20 protein-coding genes are annotated in these 20,353 nt (G+C 60.1%); 11 read left to right on the top strand and 9 right to left on the bottom strand.

Going from position 1 to position 20,353, the window contains the following annotated elements; translation table 11 throughout:
• Window positions 1-13: 13 nt before the first annotated feature.
• The 4 genes from JIO00_RS24955 to dksA all read right to left on the bottom strand — a co-directional run bounded on the left by JIO00_RS24955 (window position 14) and on the right by dksA (window position 4,737).
• Entirely contained in the window at window positions 14-2,968 is a 2,955-nt protein-coding gene (locus tag JIO00_RS24955) for a sensor histidine kinase (protein ID WP_031319123.1), read from the bottom strand.
• The gene (locus JIO00_RS24950; RefSeq protein ID WP_003176118.1) at window positions 2,952-3,128 is read right to left on the bottom strand and encodes a hypothetical protein; all 177 of its coding nucleotides are present in this window, start codon (window positions 3,126-3,128) and stop codon (window positions 2,952-2,954) included. The genes JIO00_RS24955 and JIO00_RS24950 overlap by 17 nt, the downstream gene beginning before the upstream one ends.
• 77 nt (window positions 3,129-3,205) lie before the next feature.
• Window positions 3,206-4,102 carry a tRNA glutamyl-Q(34) synthetase GluQRS gene (gluQRS, locus tag JIO00_RS24945; RefSeq protein ID WP_077750276.1) on the bottom strand — a complete coding sequence of 299 codons (897 nt, stop codon included), beginning with the start codon at window positions 4,100-4,102 and terminating at the stop codon, window positions 3,206-3,208.
• Between the two features lie 194 nt (window positions 4,103-4,296).
• Window positions 4,297-4,737, bottom strand: a complete 441-nt coding sequence (dksA, locus tag JIO00_RS24940) for an RNA polymerase-binding protein DksA (RefSeq protein ID WP_007902025.1) — start codon at window positions 4,735-4,737, stop codon at window positions 4,297-4,299.
• A gap of 333 nt (window positions 4,738-5,070) precedes the next feature.
• Between dksA and JIO00_RS24935 the strand changes: the two genes are divergently transcribed.
• Both JIO00_RS24935 and sfsA read left to right on the top strand, forming a co-directional pair.
• Window positions 5,071-6,243, top strand: coding sequence for a pyridoxal phosphate-dependent aminotransferase (locus JIO00_RS24935; protein WP_010467611.1), 1,173 nt, complete (start codon window positions 5,071-5,073; stop codon window positions 6,241-6,243).
• A complete protein-coding gene (gene sfsA / locus JIO00_RS24930; protein WP_010467613.1) occupies window positions 6,243-6,956 on the top strand; it encodes a DNA/RNA nuclease SfsA in 714 nt (237 codons plus the stop codon). Before JIO00_RS24935 ends, sfsA begins: the two co-directional genes overlap by 1 nt.
• Here the strand turns inward: sfsA and JIO00_RS24925 are convergent.
• Window positions 6,953-7,270, bottom strand: coding sequence for a Rieske (2Fe-2S) protein (locus JIO00_RS24925; protein WP_102595139.1), 318 nt, complete (start codon window positions 7,268-7,270; stop codon window positions 6,953-6,955). The two genes, sfsA and JIO00_RS24925, sit on opposite strands and share 4 nt — an antisense overlap.
• A gap of 166 nt (window positions 7,271-7,436) precedes the next feature.
• Between JIO00_RS24925 and JIO00_RS24920 the strand changes: the two genes are divergently transcribed.
• Genes JIO00_RS24920 through JIO00_RS24905 form a run of 4 tightly spaced genes read left to right on the top strand, consistent with a single transcriptional unit; the run spans window position 7,437 to window position 10,981 of the window.
• Window positions 7,437-8,309: a heme/hemin ABC transporter substrate-binding protein gene (locus tag JIO00_RS24920; RefSeq protein ID WP_200667022.1), complete on the top strand. Its 873-nt coding sequence runs from the start codon at window positions 7,437-7,439 to the stop codon at window positions 8,307-8,309.
• Window positions 8,306-9,343 carry a FecCD family ABC transporter permease gene (locus JIO00_RS24915; RefSeq protein WP_145308742.1) on the top strand — a complete coding sequence of 346 codons (1,038 nt, stop codon included), beginning with the start codon at window positions 8,306-8,308 and terminating at the stop codon, window positions 9,341-9,343. The genes JIO00_RS24920 and JIO00_RS24915 overlap by 4 nt, the downstream gene beginning before the upstream one ends.
• Window positions 9,343-10,110 carry a heme ABC transporter ATP-binding protein gene (locus tag JIO00_RS24910; protein WP_010467621.1) on the top strand — a complete coding sequence of 256 codons (768 nt, stop codon included), beginning with the start codon at window positions 9,343-9,345 and terminating at the stop codon, window positions 10,108-10,110. Before JIO00_RS24915 ends, JIO00_RS24910 begins: the two co-directional genes overlap by 1 nt.
• Before the next feature lie 19 nt (window positions 10,111-10,129).
• Window positions 10,130-10,981: a ChaN family lipoprotein gene (locus JIO00_RS24905; RefSeq protein ID WP_200667021.1), complete on the top strand. Its 852-nt coding sequence runs from the start codon at window positions 10,130-10,132 to the stop codon at window positions 10,979-10,981.
• Between the two features lie 265 nt (window positions 10,982-11,246).
• Here JIO00_RS24905 and JIO00_RS24900 read toward each other — a convergent pair whose 3' ends face one another.
• From JIO00_RS24900 to JIO00_RS24890, 3 genes are all read right to left on the bottom strand, one after another.
• On the bottom strand, window positions 11,247-11,519 hold the full coding sequence (locus JIO00_RS24900; protein ID WP_010467623.1) for a TfoX/Sxy family protein: 273 nt from the start codon (window positions 11,517-11,519) through the stop codon (window positions 11,247-11,249).
• Between the two features lie 243 nt (window positions 11,520-11,762).
• Complete coding sequence (locus JIO00_RS24895; RefSeq protein WP_010467624.1) at window positions 11,763-12,107, bottom strand: pentapeptide repeat-containing protein; 345 nt, start codon at window positions 12,105-12,107, stop codon at window positions 11,763-11,765.
• A 90-nt stretch (window positions 12,108-12,197) separates the two neighbouring features.
• On the bottom strand, window positions 12,198-13,754 hold the full coding sequence (locus JIO00_RS24890) for a bifunctional aminoglycoside phosphotransferase/ATP-binding protein (protein ID WP_077750438.1): 1,557 nt from the start codon (window positions 13,752-13,754) through the stop codon (window positions 12,198-12,200).
• A gap of 118 nt (window positions 13,755-13,872) precedes the next feature.
• On the opposite strand from JIO00_RS24890, the gene mrcB reads away from it, so the two are divergent.
• The 3 genes from mrcB to JIO00_RS24875 are packed head-to-tail and all read left to right on the top strand — an operon-like array spanning window position 13,873 to window position 17,283.
• Window positions 13,873-16,197, top strand: a complete 2,325-nt coding sequence (gene mrcB / locus JIO00_RS24885) for a penicillin-binding protein 1B (RefSeq protein WP_010467626.1) — start codon at window positions 13,873-13,875, stop codon at window positions 16,195-16,197.
• Window positions 16,198-16,213: 16 nt separating this feature from the next.
• The gene (locus tag JIO00_RS24880) at window positions 16,214-16,948 is read left to right on the top strand and encodes a hypothetical protein (RefSeq protein ID WP_010467627.1); all 735 of its coding nucleotides are present in this window, start codon (window positions 16,214-16,216) and stop codon (window positions 16,946-16,948) included.
• A complete protein-coding gene (locus JIO00_RS24875; RefSeq protein ID WP_010467628.1) occupies window positions 16,948-17,283 on the top strand; it encodes a YqcC family protein in 336 nt (111 codons plus the stop codon). The genes JIO00_RS24880 and JIO00_RS24875 overlap by 1 nt, the downstream gene beginning before the upstream one ends.
• Window positions 17,284-17,301: 18 nt before the next feature.
• Here JIO00_RS24875 and JIO00_RS24870 read toward each other — a convergent pair whose 3' ends face one another.
• The gene (locus JIO00_RS24870; RefSeq protein WP_083375742.1) at window positions 17,302-17,715 is read right to left on the bottom strand and encodes a DUF4124 domain-containing protein; all 414 of its coding nucleotides are present in this window, start codon (window positions 17,713-17,715) and stop codon (window positions 17,302-17,304) included.
• Window positions 17,716-18,114: 399 nt separating this feature from the next.
• Between JIO00_RS24870 and JIO00_RS24865 the strand changes: the two genes are divergently transcribed.
• Entirely contained in the window at window positions 18,115-19,839 is a 1,725-nt protein-coding gene (locus JIO00_RS24865; protein ID WP_010467631.1) for an acetolactate synthase 3 large subunit, read from the top strand.
• 2 nt (window positions 19,840-19,841) lie between these two features.
• A complete protein-coding gene (ilvN, locus tag JIO00_RS24860; protein WP_003205610.1) occupies window positions 19,842-20,333 on the top strand; it encodes an acetolactate synthase small subunit in 492 nt (163 codons plus the stop codon).
• Window positions 20,334-20,353: the final 20 nt, after the last annotated feature.

Genomic DNA, 20,353 nt, shown 5'->3' with positions numbered 1-20,353 from the left:
ACTCTCGACGGTCTCAGTTCACAGCGGACGTCGCTTCGACATGACGCGGCAAGGTCACCCGAATACGGGTGCCGCGTTGGCTTTGTACATCAGCCGGGCTGTCGATGGTGATTTGTCCATAATGCTCTTCAACGATGGAATAGACCAGTGCAAGGCCCAGACCGGTGCCTTCGCCAGGATCCTTGGTGGTGAAGAAAGGTTCGAACAATCGGTCCATGATGTTCTTCGGAATACCGCTGCCTTCGTCTTCCACGATCAAGTCGACCGTGTGTTCGCCGGCTTCGCTCTTGACCCGCACCGCACTGCCGGGAGGCGAGGCGTCACGGGCGTTTGAGAGCAGGTTGATCAATACCTGGGCGAGGCGTTGCGGATCGCCTTCGACCCAGTGATCGGGGTCGCACAGGTTATAGAACTGCACTTCGAAATTGCGTCGGTTCAGGGCCAGCAAACCGATGGCATCCTGAGCCACTTCAGCCAGACAGACGGGCTCGTCGCTGTGTTGGTGACTGCCGGCGTGGGCGAAGCTCATCAGCGACTGAACGATGCGCGAAACGCGTTTGGTCTGCTCGAGGATCTGACCGCTGATTTCCTTCAGTTCGCCATCGTCTTCGCGTTCTTCGCGCAGGTTCTGCGCCAGGCACGCGATGCCGGTGATCGGGTTGCCGATTTCATGGGCCACACCCGCCGCGAGTCGCCCGATGCTGGCCAGGCGCTCGGAGTGCACCAGTTTGTCTTCGAGCATCTGGGTTTCGGTCAGATCTTCCACCAGCAACACCAGGCCACTGTTACCCGGTGCGAGCGGTTCATCAATGGCCGCTTTGTGCAGGTTCAGCCAGCGGGTCTGGCCATCAAGGGCCAGGTGCTGTTTGTGCAAATGCTCGTCCGGCAGATTGATGAAGCCTTGCAGCAGTTCTTTCCACGGATCGGCGATGGTGCTCAGGCGCGATCCGACCACACGCTGCGCGGCAATCCCGGTCAGCTCCTCCATGGCTTTGTTCCACATGAGGATTTCCTGATCCTTGGCCAGCGAGCAAACGCCCATCGGCAATTCCTGCAAGGTCTGGCGGTGATAGCGGCGCAGGGCATCGAGTTCGGCGGCCAGGCCGGTGAGGCGCGAGTGGTAGTCCTCGAGACGGCTTTCGATGAAGTGGATGTCTTCGGTGACGTAGTTTTCGCCGCCAGCCTTGTACGGCAGGAAGGTCTCGACCATGTCCTGCGCCACGCTCGGGCCCATCAGGCCGGAGAGGTTGGCTTCGATCCGGTCGCGCAAACGGCGCAAGGCATAAGGCCGGCGCTCGTCGAACGGCAGATAGAGATCACGCAGCGCCTGCTCGACTTCTTTCTGCGCGGCCTTGGCACCCAGAGGCTTAGCCAGTTGCGTGGCGAATTCCTGAGGCGAGGCGGCGTGCAGTTCCCGGCGCTGCGGGCGACGCACGTTGTCCACGGCGCAGGCTTCGGCGGCGCTGGCCTCTTCGGGGCTGGCGTTGGTGAACAGCGAGATCAGGGTGAACATCAGCACGTTGGCGGCCAGGGACGCGATCGCTGCCATGTGCCAACTGGTGTCGTCCAGCACGTAGATCATGTTCAACAGCGGAATGTAGAAGCCCTGCAGATTGCCGACCAGCGGCAACAACATGGTCACCAGCCACACCAGGATCCCCGCCAGCAAACCGGCGATGAAGCCGCGGCGGTTGGCGGTCGGCCAATACAGGACCGACAGGACCCCCGGAAGAAATTGCAGCGTGGCCACAAACGCGACGATGCCGAGGTTGGCCAGGTCCTGTTCGGCGCCCAGCAACAGGTAGAAGCCGTAGCCGGCCATGATGATCGCAACGATCAGCGCCCGGCGGGTCCACTTCAACCAGCGATAGATGTTGCCTTCGGCCGGCGGTTGGTAGAGCGGCAGCACCAGATGGTTCAGCGCCATCCCGGACAGCGCCAGGGTGGTGACGATGATCAGTCCGCTCGCGGCCGACAACCCGCCGACATACGCCAACAACGCCAAGGCTTTGCTGTTGGCGGCGATGCCGATGCCCAGGGTGAAATATTCCGGGTTGGTAGTGGCGCCGAGTTTCAGTCCGGCCCAGAGAATCAGCGGCACCGCCAGGCTCATCAACAGCAGGAACAGCGGCAGACCCCAGCTGGCACTGACCAGCGAGCGCGGGTTGAGATTCTCGGTAAAGGTCATGTGGTACATGTGCGGCATCACAATCGCCGAGGCAAAGAACACCAGCAGCAGCGTTCGCCACGGGCCTTCCTGCAAGGGCGTGTGCAAGGCGGCGAGGGCGGTCTGGTTTTGCAGTAGCCACAGTTCCAGCTGTTGCGGGCCGTCGAACACGCCATAAAGGGCATAGAGGCCGACACCGCCAATGGCGATCAGCTTGATCACCGACTCGAAGGCAATCGCGAACACCAGGCCTTCATGTTTCTCACGGGTGGCGATGTGGCGCGAGCCGAAGAAGATCGTGAACAGGGTAATCAGCGCGCAAAAGCTCAGGGCCACGCGATGCTGCACCGGCTCGCGGGTCAGGATGCCGATGGAGTCGGCCACCGCCTGGATCTGCAACGCCAGCAACGGCAGCACGCCGATCAACATGAAAATCGTGGTCAGCGCTCCGGCCCACGTGCTGCGGAAACGGAATGCGAACAAGTCGGCCAGCGACGACAGTTGATAGGTGCGGGTGATTTTCAGGATCGGGTACAGCAACACCGGCGCCAGCAAAAACGCCCCGGAGACCCCGAGGTAACTGGACAGAAAACCGTAGCCGTACTGATAGGCCAGGCCCACCGTGCCGTAAAACGCCCAGGCGCTGGCGTACACCCCCAGCGACAGGGTGTAGGTCAGCGGGTGGCGAATGATCGCCCGGGGGATCATGCCCCGTTCGCTGATCCAGGCGACGCCGAACAGCACCGCCAGGTACGCGGCGCTGATCAGGATCATCTGGGTCAGGCTAAAGCTCATCGGCATCTTTTTGGCTCTGCAGGATGAAGGTCACGACGATCAGAATCAGCCAGAGCAGATAAGGGCGATACCAGGCGCCAGTGGCGTCGATCCACCAATCCATGATGGCCGGGGAGAACAGGTAAATCCCCACTACCAGGAGCAGGACCAAGCGATAGATGTACATCCCGGCCTCTCTTTTTTATGCGCGTGCCCGAAAACGTGCGGCGATGGTAACGGATGGGCGCGCCACTGCAAGTGTGATCACTGCAGTTGCGCTTCGGGCAGGGTCAGTGTGCGCGGGATTAATAGCGCATCCCAGTGGGCGATGCCCCAATCCAGCACTTCCCGGGGGGTGGCGTAAGCCAGTTCAGCACCGGGGTTTTGCCCCAATGCGCGCAACGCACGCAGCAACAGAGGGGTTGCCTGATCTTCGGTCAATGGCGGCGAGCGGTAGGACTTGCCGAGTTTATTGCCATCGGGCTGGGTAATCAGCGGGATGTGCAGATAACGCGGTTGTGGCAGGCCGAGCAGTTCTTGCAGGTAAAGCTGGCGCGGCGTGGAGTCGAGCAGGTCAGCGCCACGGACGATATCGGTGATGCCTTGCCAGGCGTCGTCCAGCACTACCGCCAGTTGATAGGCGTAGAGCCCGTCGCGGCGCCGGATCACGAAATCGCCGACGTCCCGGCCCAGGTGCTGGCGATATTCGCCTTGCACCCTGTCGATGAAGTGGTATTCCAGTTCGGGGACGCGCAATCGAATCGCGGCATCTTCGGTGCCATGGCCGGCGTTGCGGCACAAGCCCGGGTAAATGCCGTGATAGGGCTCCAATTGCTTGCGCGAGCAGGTGCAGGCGTAAGCGAGGCCTTGATTGAACAGGCGATTGAGGACTAAGGCGTAGGCGTCATGCCGATCGCTCTGGCGGACCACTTCCCCGTCCCACTCGAAACCGTAGCTTTCCAGGGCTTTCAAGATGGCTGCCTGGGCGCCGGGTTCTTCCCGTGGCGGATCGAGGTCTTCCATGCGCATCAACCAGCGACCGCCCACCGCACGCGCGTCGAGGTACGAGGCCAGCGCCGCGACCAGCGAACCGAAATGCAGGTGGCCGCTGGGCGTGGGGGCGAAACGGCCGATGTAGGTGGGGGAGGCGATGGCGGTCATAAGGCGGTGTCAGGCTGTCCAATCGTTTCGAGCATGGCTTGAAGCCGCCTTCGCGAGCAAGCTTCGCTCCTACAGAAGATCGTGCCAGCCTTTGTAGGCGCGAAGCTTGCTCGCGAAGGCAATGCCGAAGACGCAATAAATATCAGAAACAAAAACGGAGCGTTCGCACGCTCCGTTCTTCGTTCAAGGCGACATTACTTGCCGACTTGCTTTTCCTTGATTTCCGCCAGGGTCTTGCAGTCAACGCACATGTCGGCGGTAGGGCGGGCTTCCAGTCGCTTGACGCCGATCTCGACGCCGCAGGACTCGCACCAGCCATATTCTTCGTCTTCGATCAGCTGCAGCGTCTTGTCGATCTTCTTGATCAACTTGCGCTCGCGGTCGCGGGCACGCAGTTCAAGGCTGAACTCTTCTTCCTGGCTGGCACGGTCGGCCGGGTCAGGGAAGTTGGCCGCTTCGTCTTTCATGTGATCAACCGTGCGGTCGACTTCCTGCATCAAGTCCTGTTTCCACTTATTCAGGATCTTGGTGAAGTGAGCGCGCATGGGCTTGCCCATGTACTCCTCGCCCTTTACTTCTTTGTAGGGTTCGAAGCCGCTGATCGACTGGTTTTGCTGCTTTGCTTGGGTGGGCATGAAATGGACCGCCTCTACTCTTGTAATCCATTGCGCAGGATTGCTCCATCACCGACACCTGCCGGCCCTGCGGCTGCAAGCGGGCGAACTTACCAGATCAAATCGGGCCGCGCTACTCCCGGATGTCGAGGTAGTGGCCCAAAGGGCTTGCAAATGATCGCAAAGCCTTGTCTGGCGGCGATGGAGACCTGATCAATTATTGATTTTAGTCAAACCTGAGGTACACGCTTGAGTCGTTTACGGCCAAGTTATAACGCGTCTGACCGCTTTAGGTTCTCGCTCGTTCCAACGCTTGGGTAGAATCGATTTTTTTCTCCGTTGTAAGGAAGGCTAATGGCTCAGTCCTACAGTGCCCGCAGTCGCGCGATCGAACCTTTCCATGTCATGGCGCTGCTGGCGCGGGCCAATGAACTGCAAGCCGAGGGTCACGATGTGATCCACCTGGAAATCGGCGAGCCGGACTTCACCACCGCCGAGCCGATCATCCAGGCCGGCCAGGCAGCACTGACGGCGGGGAAGACCCGTTACACCGCTGCGCGCGGTATCCCCGAGTTGCGTGAGGCCATTTCGGGCTTTTATCAGCAGCGTTACGGGTTAAACATCGATCCGCAGCGAATCCTCATCACGCCTGGCGGTTCCGGCGCCTTGTTACTGGCCAGCGCCTTGCTCGTCGATCCGGGCAAACATTGGCTGCTGGCGGACCCGGGTTATCCCTGCAACCGGCATTTCCTGCGGTTGGTCGAAGGCGCCGCGCAACTGGTGCCGGTCGGCCCGGACGTTCGCTATCAGCTGACGCCGGACCTGGTGGCGCGCCATTGGGATCAAGACAGCGTCGGCGCCTTGGTGGCCTCACCCGCCAACCCGACCGGGACTATCCTGACCCGTGACGAACTGGCGGGCTTGTCGGTTGCGATCAAGGAGCGACACGGTCATCTGGTGGTGGACGAGATCTACCATGGCCTGACGTATGGCACCGATGCCGCCAGTGTGCTGGAAGTCGATGACAGCGCCTTCGTCCTTAATAGTTTTTCCAAGTATTTCGGCATGACCGGATGGCGGCTGGGATGGCTGGTCGCCCCTGAAGCGGCAGTCGGCGAGCTAGAAAAACTTGCGCAAAATCTCTACATCAGCGCCCCCAGCATGGCCCAGCACGCCGCACTGGCCTGCTTCGAGCCGGCCACGATCAGCATTCTGGAAGAGCGTCGGGCCGAATTCGGTCGTCGACGGGATTTCCTGTTGCCGGCTCTGAGAGAACTGGGCTTCGGGATCGCCGTCGAGCCGGAAGGCGCGTTTTACTTGTACGCCGATATCAGCAAGTTCGGCGGCGATGCCTTCGCATTCTGCCGACATTTCCTCGAAACCGAGCATGTCGCCATTACCCCGGGCCTGGACTTTGGACGTTATCAGGCCGGGCATCATGTGCGTTTTGCCTACACCCAAAGCCTGCCGCGCCTGGAAGAAGCGGTCGAGCGGATCGCACGTGGATTGCGGAGCTGGCAAGGCTGATGCGTTTTCATCCTCCCCTCGAAGAAGGTCGCCTGATCCGTCGTTACAAGCGTTTTCTCGCCGATATCGAAACCGTTGGCGGCGAATTGCTGACAATTCACTGCCCGAACACCGGCTCGATGCTCAATTGCCAGGTGGAAGGTGGGCAGGTCTGGTTCAGCCGCTCCGACGACCCGAAGCGCAAATTGCCCGGCACTTGGGAAGTCGGTGAAACCCCGCAGGGCCGGTTGTTTTGCGTGAACACCGGGCGCGCCAACGGGTTGATCGAAGAGGCGTTGCGGGCGGGCGTGATTACCGAGCTGAACGGCTTTACCGAATTGAAACGCGAAGTGGCCTATGGGCAGGAAAGCAGCCGCATCGATTTCCGTCTCGATTACCCGGGCGGGCCGGCGTATGTAGAGGTCAAAAGCGTGACCCTGGGCTTCGACGGTTCATCGGTGGCGGCATTTCCCGATGCAGTGACGCAACGGGGCGCCAAGCATTTGCGGGAACTGGCTCACTTGGCTCGGGACGGGATTCGCGCGGTGCAGTTGTATTGCGTCAACCTGACCGGCATTGAAGCGGTGCGTCCGGCAGAAGAGATCGATTCGGCCTACGCAGTGGCATTGCGAGAGGCGGTGGCATGCGGCGTCGAGGTAATGGCCTATGGCGTGCGATTGACCCATGAAGAGATGGTGGTCGATCGACGCCTGGAGGTGCTGCTGAACAGTTAAAGGTTGATCCAGATACCTTGTTCGTCTTCGCGGCAGGCAACGGGGGTGAGGGATTGCCCGGCGCACGGGCCGGCGACGCATTCGCCGTCTTCGATCAGGAACAGTGCGCCGTGGGTCGCACACTGGATCAGGCTGTTGCTGGGGTCGAGAAACTGATCGGGTTTCCATTCCAGCCCGACACCCCGGTGCGGGCAGCGATTGATGTAGACGTACACTTGGCCGCCCCGGCGCACAGCAAAAAGTTTCTGACTGTCGATGTCGAATCCGCGACTACTGTTGTCAGCCAGTTCGGCACCTGTACAAATCAACTTCATGTCTATCCTCTGTTTCGGCGGCTCGTGACCGGATATGTCCGAGCTTGACGTTCAAATGCAAACAATTATCAAATGGCCGCTTCGCCCCGTCGGGTGCAGGTGCCGGATGCCGAGGATACTTGGCCTGTCATCTCGATGCCTGGGAAAACTTAAAAGGAAGCTGTTTATGCGCCTGAGTACCCGCGTTGTTGCGCTGTGTGTCGGACTCCTCGTCAGCCACCACGCCGCAGCGGCCGAGTTGCCACAGCGTTGGGTCAGTGCCGGTAGCGCCTTGTCGGAGTGGGTGAGCGCGCTGGGCGGTGAGTCAAAACTGGTCGGCGTCGATACCACCAGTCAGCATCCGGCCTCGTTGAAGGCGCTGCCGAGCATCGGTTATCAGCGGCAACTGTCGGCGGAGGGCATCTTGAGCTTACGCCCGCAGATCCTGGTCGGCACCGAAGAAATGGGGCCGCCGCCGGTGCTGTCGCAGGTTCGTAGCGCGGGCGTGCAGGTCGAACTGTTCTCGGCCCAGCCCGATCTGCCGACGTTGCAGGGCAATCTTGCGCATCTGGGCAAGTTGCTCGGTGCTGAAGACCGGGCTGCGCAATTGCTCCAGACCTACCAGCAGCAACTCGAACAGCAGAAGGTCCGGGTCACTCGCGCGCAGTCGAAGGAAAAATCGCCGGGCGTGCTGTTGCTGCTGGGCCATGCGGGCGGCAAGCCGCTGATCGCCGGCAAAGACACCGCCGCCGATTGGCTCATCCAAAAGGCCGGCGGGCACAATCTGGCCACGCACACTGGCTACAAACCCTTTTCCGTTGAGTCGCTGGTCAGTCTTGACCCCGACGTGCTGGTGTTTGCTGACCGAGCGATGACCGGCGATGCCGCGCGCGCGGCGTTGTTCAAGGAAAACCCGATTCTGTCCTCGACCCGTGCGGCCAGGGACGGACGCGTCATGGAGCTCGATCCGACCTTGTTGGTAGGTGGATTGGGGCCTCGGTTGCCCGATGCGTTGAAAACGCTGTCTGATGGTTTCTTCCCAGGCAATACGGCCCAATGACCGTTCTGGTTAAACCCCGTGCGTTGTTCATTGGCCTGAGCCTGCTGTGTTTAGTGGCGATCTGGCTGTCCTTGGCGCTGGGGCCGGTCAGCCTGCCTTTATTCGATACCCTACGTGCGGCGTTGCGCATGATCGGCCTGCCCATTGCCCCTGATGGGCTGGAGCAGGCCGAGCTGATCCTCGGGCAAATACGCTTGCCTCGAACCTTGTTGGGCCTGGCAGTGGGCGGCGTACTGGCGTTGTCCGGCGTGGCAATGCAGGGATTGTTTCGTAACCCGCTGGCTGATCCGGGGTTGGTCGGGGTGTCCAGCGGTGCTGCGCTGGGCGCCGCTATCGCGATTGTCGGTGGTTCGGTGTTTGGTGGTCTGCCTGAATCGTTCGGGCCTTATCTGTTGTCAGTGTGCGCATTTCTCGGCGGGTTGGGTGTGACGGCGTTGGTGTATCGGCTGGGGCGGCGCAACGGGCAGACGAACGTCGCGACCATGCTCCTGGCCGGTATTGCGTTAACGGCGCTGGCGGGGTCGGCGGTCGGTTTGTTCACCTATCTGGCCGACGACGCGACCTTGCGCACCCTCACGTTCTGGAACCTCGGCAGCCTGAACGGCGCCAGCTATTCACGGCTCTGGCCTTTATTGCTGGTGAGCGCCGGTGTGGCGCTCTGGTTGCCGCGCCGGGCCAAGGCCTTGAATGCGTTGCTGCTGGGCGAGTCGGAGGCCGGTCACCTGGGCATTGACGTCGAAGGGCTCAAGCGCGAATTGGTGTTTTGCACCGCGCTGGGAGTTGGCGCGGCCGTGGCGGCGGCGGGGATGATCGGGTTTGTCGGTCTGGTGGTGCCGCATCTGGTGCGCCTGCTGGCCGGTCCTGATCATCGGGTGTTGTTGCCGGCCTCAGTGCTGGCCGGTGCGAGTCTCCTGCTGTTTGCCGACCTGGTCGCAAGGCTGGCCCTGGCGCCAGCAGAGTTGCCGATCGGAATTGTCACGGCCTTCATCGGTGCGCCGTTCTTTCTGTATTTACTGCTCAGAGGGCGTGCCTGATGTTGCGAACCCAGAGCCTGCAAATCCGTCGAGGCGCAAAAATCGTACTGACGGACATCACGCTTGAGCTCAGGCCGGGCGAAGTGCTCGGTGTGTTGGGCCCCAACGGCGCGGGCAAAAGCACCTTGCTCGGCGCCTTGTGCGGCGAGTTGAAGGCTGACCACGGCAGCGTCTGGCTCGATGAGCGCGAATTGAGCCATTGGACCGGCGCGCAGCGAGCCCAGCGACTGGCGGTCTTGCCGCAGGTGTCGACCCTGGACTTCGCCTTCCGTGTGGAGGAAGTGGTCGGCATGGGGCGTTTGCCTTATCAAAGCGGGCGGGTCCGGGATGACGAGATCGTCGCCGCCGCCTTGCACGCTGCCGATGCGGGACACCTGAGTGGCCGCAGCTATCTGGCGCTGTCCGGCGGCGAGCGGCAGCGGGTACACCTGGCGCGGGTACTGGCGCAGCTCTGGCCGGGGGAGGTGGGGCAGACGCTGTTGCTCGATGAACCGACTTCGATGCTCGACCCGCTGCACCAGCACACCACCCTGCAAGCAGTGCGCGAGTTCGCCGATCATGGCGCTGCGGTGCTGGTGATCCTGCATGATCTGAATCTCGCGGCGCGCTATTGTGATCGCCTTCTACTGCTCGAAGGTGGGCGGCCGGTGGCGCTGGACACCCCTGAGCACGTCTTGCGCCCGGAACCACTCAAAGCGGTATTCGGGCTGGAAGTGCTGGTGCAGCGGCATCCGGAGCGTGGTCATCCGCTGATCATCGCCCGCTGAGAAAGACATCGAGGTGAGCATGCGAGGAATTTTGCTACTGGCGGTCGTGTTGTTGAGTGCCTGCCAGCACGTTTCGGCACCGCCTCCGGTCGTCGGTGATATTCAGGACCTGCGCAGTGGCCAGATCCTGACACCCGCGGAATTGGTCGAACGGTTGGCCGTGCCGTCGCGGCTGATCGTCGGTGAGCAGCACGACAATTCTGATCACCATCAACTGCAATTTTGGTTGCTACAGGCGCTGGCCGAACGTCGACCCCAAGGCAGTTTGCTGCTGGAAATGCTCACGCCGGATCAACAATCGCGCGTCGATGACATTCGCCGTGCCTCGACGCTACCCGCAGATCTTCCCGGCGCGTTGAACTGGCAGTCGGGGTGGGACTGGAATCTGTACGGGCCGATCGTGCGCTTTGTGCTGACTCAACCCTACCCGCTGTTGGCGGCCAATCTGGACACTCTTGAAGTCCGTACCGTTTATGCCAAGCCACCGACATTAAACGGTCGGCTTTCCAATGCTCCGTCGGTCAAGGATGAGTTGCTGGCGCAGATCAACGACTCCCATTGCGGCTTGCTGCCCACCTCGCAGATGCCCGCGATGCTGGCGGTCCAGCAACAACGTGATCGTCGGATGGCCGAGCGCTTGTTGTCGGCACCGACGCCTTCGCTGCTGTTTGCCGGCGCTTACCACGCGCGCAAGGATGTTGGCGTGCCGATCCACGTCCTTGATCTTGGCGAGCCTGAAGCACCGACGGTGTTGATGCTGGCGGAGGAGGGGGGTGAGGTCACGTCGGCCATGGCTGATTACGTCTGGTACACGCCTGCCAAGCCGGCTCAGGATTACTGCGCCCAAATGCGTAAGCAGTTCGGCAAGTAAACAGACGACTTTTCCACAGGCAAAAAAAGACCCGGCAAGAGCCGGGTCAAATAACCGTGATTAGCCTGATGAGGAGATATCTGAGAGTCCGAACCAAGGGCTTTTCAAATATCGACCAGTCTCGCGACCAGTTGTGATAATCATAGCGATTCTCATTACCAAGTCAACCGCTGTTTTTTTGATTTCTTTGCAATCCCCTTTTTCCTTGCGCGAAAGCCCGTAATCATTGCGCCTGAGTCGGTAATCCTGAGGCGAATCTGCCTGTTCAGTTCTTGTGACGGGACGAGATGGCTTCCAGTTGTTTGTTCAAGGCTTCTTTGCGATCAGCTGGAATGTCGTTCCAGTGCACGTCCATCAGCGCGCCTTCGATCGCATACAACAACACCTTGGACGCCCGGAACCCGCGCGTACGCACGGCCCGATAAGCATCCACCGCTCCCAGGCGGCGCAAGTCCGACGCGCTGTGGATGCCCACGGCATGCAGCCACTGTGCCGACGTCTTGCCAAGATTCTTCAGGTGTTGCAGTTCATCATTCATCAAGCCTCCTTGCGACGGCCGAACGGTGCGTGGGCGAGCCTCTCAGGAGTGTAGCCATCAGTAGGAAAAGCGTGATTGTTTGGTCGGTTTCGACGCAAAAGCTTCTAAGAGGAAGACTCAGATAGCTGCGTGAAGGTCTGCGGGAGCAGTCGGAGGAAGCGCGGAGGAATCAACTTTCCCGACAAAAAATCCAGCGCCCAGCGCGATGCGGGGGCGCTGGACTTGTCAGGTAGAACGTCGTTTTTAGCGGGTGCGATAACGCAAGCGAGTACCGAAATTCATCGACATCAGGATCTCGTCAGCACTCAGTTCTGGCGGAAAGTAGGCGCCGGAGATCTGTGCGTGAGCCAGGCTCGCGCCTTCCAGGCAGGAGTTGCGGAAGTCGATACCACGCAAATCAGCGGAGCGGAAATAGGCATCGGTGAAATCGACGCCATCGGCGTTCAGCTCACGCAGGTCCAGACCACGAAAATCGCCGCCGACCATGTCGACAGAGGCATGACTGGCGCGCTCGGCATTAAAGCCTGCGATGTCGTCTTTGTGCAGCAAGGCATAAAGCGGGGTGTCGAGAAGTTTCGGCTGGCTCATGTCGCATCACCTGATGGTTTTATGACGCCAGTATAGTGCCACTATTTGGCAGCCGTGAAGCCGGCGATGGCTTCACGGCTGAAATAGTTTTTACAGACCCGGCATGCGCTGGCGAATCTGGGCAACAACGGTGTCGAGCGTCCCGCTTTCATTGGTCTGGACGCGTTTGCTGCACAGAATTTCTGCTGGCGTCAGGGGCTCACGGCTCGCCTGCTGGGCGGCGATAACAGCGAGGTTGGCGTCGGACGGATCCTTCTTGTCTGCCTGACGCAAGGCCAGCCAGCTCTCGATGACTGCCTGTGGTGCATTGCAATCGAGGATCAGGAACGGTGCCCCGGTGGCTTCGGCGATTTTCGCCGCGCCGTCGCGCTGAGCGCGCTTGAGGTATGTCGCATCGATGACCACCGGGAAACCGGCGCGCAGGATCACCGCGGCAATCTCATGCAGGCGGCTGTAAGTGGCGGCGCTCGCGTCGGCACTATAAATACCGGCCTGCGGGTCATTCGGTACGGTTTGCTCGCCGAACAAACGCTTGCGTTCAACATCCGAACGCAGGCGAATGGCGCCCAGCGCTTCCACCAGACGCATGGCGACGTGGCTTTTGCCGACAGCGGAAACGCCGTGGGTAATCGCCATGAACCGCGAAGGAATGGTGCTGTAGCTTTCTGCCAGGTTGGCGTAGTTGCGGTACTGACGCAGGGTGGTGGCGCGTTGCACCGGGTCGGCTTCGGCCGGCATGCTGAACAGGCTGACCTTGGCGCGAACCAGTGCGCGGTACGCTTTGTAGAAGTTCAGCAGCTCAAGGCCCTGATAGTCACCGGTCAGTTCCAGGTACTGGCTGATGAAACGACGCGCCAGGCTTTTCAGGCCGCGATCTTCCAGATCCATGGCCAGGAAACCGGTGTCGGCATAAACGTCGGTGAAGCGGAACGGTTCGTTGAACTCGATGCAGTCGAAGATCACGACCTTGCCATCGATCACGGTGGCGTTGCCCAGGTGGATGTCGCCGTGGCATTCGCGGATGAAGCCTTCAGCCTTGCGCTGGGCGAACAGCGGCTTCAGGCGTTCGAAGCTGCTTTCGGCCCAGGCTTGCAACGCATCAAGTTGCAGCAGATCGGCCTTGTCGCTGAGGAACGGGCGGATCTGTTCGAAGTTCTGGCGTACCGGTGCCATCACGCTGTCCGGGGTGCCGGCTTCGTGTTCGCCAGGCACTTTCGGTGCAGTGAGGTGGAATTGGGCGATCTGTGCGGCCATCTCGTCGATGTGCGCGGTGGTCAACTCACCATTGGCTTGCAGGGTGCTGAGCAACTGGCTTTGTGGGAATTGACGCATTTTCAGTGCGAAATCGACAACCGGACCTTCGCCGCCCAGTTGTGGCGCAGCTTCGCTGCCGGTGATCGGCAACACTTCCAGGTACAAATCGTGGGTCAGGCGCTGGTTGAGGCGCAGCTCTTCGCCGCAGAAATGCTCGCGAGCGTCGAGGCTGGTGAAGTCGAGGAAGCCGAAATTCACGGGCTTCTTCACTTTATAAGCAAAGGGACCGGTGAGGATGACCCAGGAGATGTGGGTCTCGATGACCTGGAACCCGTCGACAGGATGCGGGTAGAGGGCCGGGTTTTGCAGGGCGGCGATCAGGGACTGGCTCACAGGCGATCCTTCAGAGTCTGGGGAAAATTCACGGCCGCCATTATGGCTGCAAGTCCGTCTGACGCAAACCTCGGAGGGCTCCTGTTGAGTATGAATAAAGTGCGTATAATCCGCCGCCATGACTCGTACTCGATCCCCCCGTACCCCCAAAAAACCACCTTCCCGGGGCTTGAGCCCCTGGCTGGGCTGGGCCCTTAAACTCAGTCTGGTCGGCCTCGTGGTGCTCGCCGGGTTCGCGGTTTACCTCGACGCCGTGGTCCAGGAGAAGTTCTCCGGCAAGCGCTGGACCATCCCGGCCAAGGTGTATGCGCGCCCGCTGGAGCTGTTCACCGGCCAGAAGCTGAGCAAGGAAGACTTCCTCACCGAGCTCGACGCCTTGGGCTATCGCCGCGAAGCCGTGAGCAACGGCCCCGGCGCAGCGGCGGTCAACGGCAACACCGTCGACTTGAATACCCGTGGCTTCCAGTTCTATGAAGGCCTGGAAAAAGCTCAGCCGGTGCGCGTGCGTTTCTCCGGCGATTACGTGGCTGACCTTTCGGCGACCAACGGTTCGAAGCTTTCAGTCGTGCGTCTGGAGCCTCTGCTGATCGGTGGCATTTACCCGAAAAATCTTGAAGACCGCATTCTGATCAAAATCGATCAGGTCCCGCCGTACCTGCTGGAAACCCTGGTCGCCGTGGAAGACCGGGATTTCTATAGCCACTGGGGCGTGTCGCCCAAGTCGATTGCCCGAGCTGTGTGGGTCAACACGTCCGGCGGCAAGATGACCCAGGGCGGCAGTACGCTGACCCAGCAGTTGGTGAAGAATTTCTACCTGACCAGCGAACGCAGCCTGACCCGCAAACTCACCGAAGCCATGATGGCGATGCTGCTTGAGCTGCATTACGACAAACGGGAAATTCTTGAGGCGTACCTCAATGAAGTGTTCGTCGGTCAGGATGGGCAGCGCGCGGTGCACGGTTTCGGCCTGGCCAGCCAGTTCTTCTTCGGGCAGCCATTGTCCGAGCTGAAACTGCATCAAGTCGCCATGCTGGTGGGGATGGTCAAGGGGCCGTCCTATTACAATCCGCGTCGCAACCCGGAACGGGCGCTGGAGCGGCGCAATCTGGTGCTCGATGTGCTTGAGCAACAAGGCGTCGCCACCGCCGAGCAGGTCGCAGCGGCGAAGAATATGCCTCTGGGCGTGACGACGCGCGGCAAGCTGGCGGACAGTTCATTCCCGGGCTTCCTCGACCTGGTTAAACGTCAGCTGCGCGAAGACTATCGCGACGAAGACTTGACCGAAGAAGGCCTGCGGATCTTCACCAGTTTCGACCCGATCCTGCAGATGAAAGCCGAAGCGTCGGTCAACGACACCTTTAAACGCTTGTCCGGACGCAAGGGTTCCGATGAGGTTGAGGCGGCGATGGTCGTGACCAACCCGGAAACCGGTGAAGTCCAGGCCATGATCGGCAGCCGTCAGGCAAGTTTCGCCGGCTTCAACCGGGCGCTGGATGCAGTGCGACCAATCGGTTCGTTGATCAAGCCTGCGGTTTATCTGACAGCCCTTGAGAAGCCGAGCCAGTACACGCTGACCAGTTGGCTGTCGGACGAATCCTTCTCGGTCAAAGGCGCGGACGGTCAGGTCTGGAAACCCCAGAATTACGATCGCCGTTCCCACGGTACGGTTTTCCTGTACCAAGGCCTGGCCCATTCCTACAACCTGTCAACGGCGCGCCTCGGGTTGGCGGTTGGCGTGCCGAATGTCCTGAAGACATTGGCGCGCCTGGGTGTCAGTCGCGAGTTCCCGGCGTTCCCTTCGATGTTGCTGGGAGCCGGTGGTCTGACTCCGATCGAAGTGGCGACCATGTACCAGACGCTGGCCAACGGCGGCTTCAATACGCCGATGCGCGGGATTCGTAGCGTATTGACCGCCGAAGGCGAGCCGCTCAAGCGTTATCCGTTCCAGATTGAGCAGCGTTTCGATCCGGCCTCCATTTACCTGATTCAGAGCGCCATGCAGCGAGTCATGCGTGAAGGTACCGGCAGTTCGGTTTACAACGTGCTGCCGAAAACCCTGACCCTGGCGGGTAAAACCGGTACCAGTAACGACTCGCGAGACAGCTGGTTCGCCGGTTTCAGCCAGGACTTGCTGGCGGTGGTGTGGCTGGGACGCGATGACAACGGCAAGACCCCGTTCACCGGTGCCACCGGTGCATTGCAGGTCTGGACCAGTTTCATGCGCAAGGCCGATCCATTGCCGCTGGACATGCCGCAACCTGACAATGTTGTTCAGGCCTGGGTCGATTCGCGGACCGGGCAAGGTTCCGAAGGCAGCTGCCCAGGTGCCGTGCAGATGCCGTATATTCGCGGCAGCGAACCGCCTCCCGGCGCGGCTTGCGGTGGCGACAGTCCCGCATCCGGCGAAACTGTGATGGATTGGGTCAAGGGCTGGATGAATTAAGCAAAGAGGGTTTCAAGTGAACAAGTGGTTGATTCCAGCGGTTACCGCCGTGGCTTTGCTCAGCGGTTGTTCCTCCGTACAACGCGGTTCGATTCCGGTTGTGGACTCTGGCAGTGCTGTCTCCAACAGTGAGCGAGTGTCGGCAAATGGCGGTTTCCGCAAGACGACGACTAAACGTCCTGTGCAAGCCCAGACTCAAGCGATTCCGCAAGGTGACACGGGTGTCGTCGTGATGGTGCCAGGTGGCGGCGCAGTGGCGTCGGCCCCGATCAGCACCGGTCCGATTACGCCTGGCCCGATTACCCCAGGGCCGATTGACACCTCGCCGGTACAGTCGGCACCGATCAATCAGGGCAGCTACAGCATGCCGTCGACGCCGAGCGGGATTCCTTCGGCGAGCTCCGGTGGATTGTCTGCCGATGAGCAACTGGACGGTCCGGTGCTGGCGCTGTTGACCACTGCTCAGCAGCAACAGGCCGGCGGCGATCTCAACGGTGCGTCCTCCAGCCTCGAGCGCGCCCAGCGAGTTGCACCGCGTGAGCCGCAAGTGCTTTATCGTCTGGCTCAGGTGCGCATGGCCCAAGGCGATGCGCCACAGGCTGAACAGTTCGCCCGCCGTGGCCTGACGTTCGCCAATGGTCGTCCGGCGCTTCAGGCCAGCCTGTGGGAACTGATCGCCCAAGCGCGTGAGAAACAGGGTGATTCCGCAGGTGCGGCACTGGCCCGTCAGAAGGCCAAGGTTGTGTCGTGATGGACGCACGCTTCCCCAAGATTGCCGAGCAACTGCTGTTGATCGAACGTGAGCTACGGGTTCAGGGTTGGTGGGATGACGTTTCACCATCCGCTGAAGCGTTATCCAGCGTTGAACCGTTTTCGGTCGATACGCTCGATTTCGAGCAGTGGCTGCAATGGATCTTCCTGCCGAAGATGAAGGTCATCCTCGAACAGGATCTGCCGCTGCCCAACGCGTCAGGAATTCAGGAGATGGCCGAAATGGTCTTCGCCGCCCGCAATGTCCAAGGCAGGGACCGGCAGTTGCAGGTCTTGCTCAAAGAGTTCGATCTGCTGATCACCGCCTCTCGCTGAATCGGATACTGCCAGTGCCTACTGGCAGTTATCCGCAATCTGTTTCTGTGCTTCGGTAGTGCGCTCCTGACGTTGTTCATCGGTCAGGCGGCGCCTCTCACCGTCCACGTCCTCACGCAATCGCGGATTGTTCTGCAGCTGGGCCAGGTTCGTTCGCGCCTGCTCGCAGAATACCTTTAGCTGGGCTTGCTGCTCGGCAACCTGCTTTTTCACTGTGTTGTCGATGGCCTGTTGATCGCCAATCGCCGTGCTGCGCGTTGGTGCGGCGGGTTTGCCGGCAGGCGGGGAGGGCGTCACCACGGTGGTGGCCTCCTGGCCTTGAGGCGGTTGCGCGTCGAAGTGGGTAACGCCTTGGGCGTCGACCCATTTATAGATCTGAGCGGCCATACACAAAGGGCTGATCAGCAAAGTGATCATTAAGAACGTTCGCATGCCATTTCCTTGCCAGAGTTGCGCAATTGAAGCTAACACAGTTGCGGTTTAGCGGTTTTTTCTTGCTTTCTCATGTGCTTACTTCAATAAAGCACATAGACGGCTTGACTTGCAGAGGACGAAACAGAAGAATCCAAAGTCCGCTGTAGAGGGACTGCCAGAAGCAGACCCACTCAGCAGATCATGAGGCGCACATCCGCGCCGACCTGTTACACCCGCAACGCGTTACCTCGCGCTGGGTGGGAAAGGCCCGCAACACTTGGGACGATCCCAATACTTGCTCAGTCAGTGCTGACGTAGTCGGCGACCACCGTCGCTCATGCTCTGCTGAGAAGTAAACCTATTAAGACCCGTCCCCGTTTATGTGGGCGGTATTCTGGCGTTTTAGAGGTGAGCAACGTGGAGCTTTTATCTGGCGGTGAGATGCTCGTCCGCTTTTTGCGTGACGAAGGCGTTAAATATATCTATGGGTACCCAGGTGGTGCCGCATTGCATATCTACGACGCGCTGTTCAAAGAACCAGCCGTTCAACATATTCTCGTTCGTCATGAGCAGGCTGCCACTCACATGGCTGACGGCTATGCGCGCGCCACCGGCAAGGCCGGCGTTGTACTGGTGACCTCCGGTCCCGGTGCGACCAACGTCATTACCGGCATTGCTACCGCGTACATGGACTCGATTCCGATGGTGATCCTGACCGCCCAGGTGCCTAGCACCATGGTCGGGACCGATGCCTTCCAGGAAACCGATATGATCGGTATCTCCCGGCCGATCGTGAAACACAGTTTCATGATCAAGCATGCTTCGGAAATCCCGGAGATCATGAAAAAGGCTTTCTACCTCGCGCAATCGGGGCGTCCTGGTCCTGTCGTTGTCGACATTCCGAAAGACATGACCAACCCGGCCGAGAAGTTCGAATATATCTTCCCGAAAAAAGCCAAGCTGCGCTCCTACAGCCCAGCGGTTCGTGGCCATTCGGGCCAGATCCGCAAAGCGGTGGAAATGCTGTTGGCAGCCAAGCGGCCGATCATCTATGCCGGCGGCGGCGTCATTCTGGGCAACGGCTCCGCGCCATTGACCGAACTGGCGCAACTGCTGAACGTGCCGGTCACCAATACCTTGATGGGCCTCGGCGCCTATCCGGGCAGCGACCGTCAGTTCCTCGGCATGCTTGGTATGCACGGCAGCTACACCGCCAACCTGGCGATGCACCATGCGGACGTGATCATGGCCGTGGGCGCGCGTTTCGATGACCGTGTTATCAACGGTGCATCGAAGTTCTGCCCAAGCGCCAAGATCATCCACATCGACATCGACCCGGCTTCGATCTCCAAAACCATCAAGGCCGACGTTCCTATCGTAGGCCCGGTGGAAAGCGTACTGACCGAGATGGTCGCCACCTTCAAGGAAATCGGCGAGACCCCGAACAAGGACTCGGTGGCTGCCTGGTGGAAGCAGGTTGAAGAGTGGCGCGGTGATCGCGACATGTTCCCTTACAACAAAGGGGACGGCAGCATCATCAAGCCGCAAACCGTTATCGAAACCCTGCACGAAGTGACCAAGGGCGATGCCTACATTGCGTCCGACGTGGGTCAGCACCAGATGTTCGCGGCGCAATACTACCGCTTCAACAAGCCTAATCGCTGGATCAACTCCGGCGGCCTGGGCACGATGGGCTTCGGTTTCCCGGCAGCAATGGGCGTCAAACTGAGCTTCCCGGAAGCCGATGTGGCTTGCGTGACCGGTGAAGGCAGCATCCAGATGAACATCCAGGAGCTGTCCACTTGCCTGCAACATGACCTGCCGGTGAAGATCATCCTGCTCAACAACGGCGTGCTCGGCATGGTCCGCCAGTGGCAGGACATGAGCTACGGCGCGCGTCACTCGCACTCCTACATGGAATCGTTGCCGGACTTCGTCAAGTTGGCTGAAGCCTACGGTCACGTCGGCATGCGCATCACGGACTTGAAGGATTTGAAGCCGATGATGGAGCAAGCCTTCGCGATGAAGGATCGTCTGGTGTTCATCGACATCAAGGTCGACGCAGCTGAACACGTCTACCCGATGCAGATCAAAGACGGCTCCATGCGCGATATGTGGCTGAGCAAGACGGAGCGTACTTAATCATGCGACATATTATTTCCCTGCTTCTGGAAAACGAACCCGGCGCTCTGTCTCGTGTAGTCGGCCTGTTCTCGCAGCGCAACTACAACATCGAAAGCCTGACCGTGGCCCCTACCGAAGACCCGACCTTGTCGCGTCTGACGCTGACCACTGTCGGCCACGATGAAATCATCGAGCAGATCACCAAAAACCTGAACAAGCTGATCGAAGTGGTCAAACTGGTCGACCTGTCGGAGAGTGCTCACATCGAGCGCGAACTGATGCTGGTCAAGGTCAAGGCTACCGGCGCCCAGCGCGCCGAGATCAAGCGCACCACCGATATTTACCGTGGACAGATCGTCGATGTCAGCGCCAGCGTTTATACCGTTCAATTGACCGGTACCAGCGACAAGCTCGACAGCTTCATTCAGTCCATTGGCACCGCCTCGATCCTGGAAACCGTCCGTAGCGGCGTAACCGGTATCGCTCGCGGCGACAAAGTACTCAGCATCTAAACCAAATTAGCGAACGGCCT

Source organism: Pseudomonas sp. SW-3 (assembly GCF_016615645.1).
Taxonomy (GTDB): Bacteria; Pseudomonadota; Gammaproteobacteria; order Pseudomonadales; family Pseudomonadaceae; genus Aquipseudomonas; species Aquipseudomonas mandelii.
The sequence above is the reverse complement of the archived record's forward strand: the minus strand, read 5'-3'. Positions and strand labels throughout refer to the sequence as shown.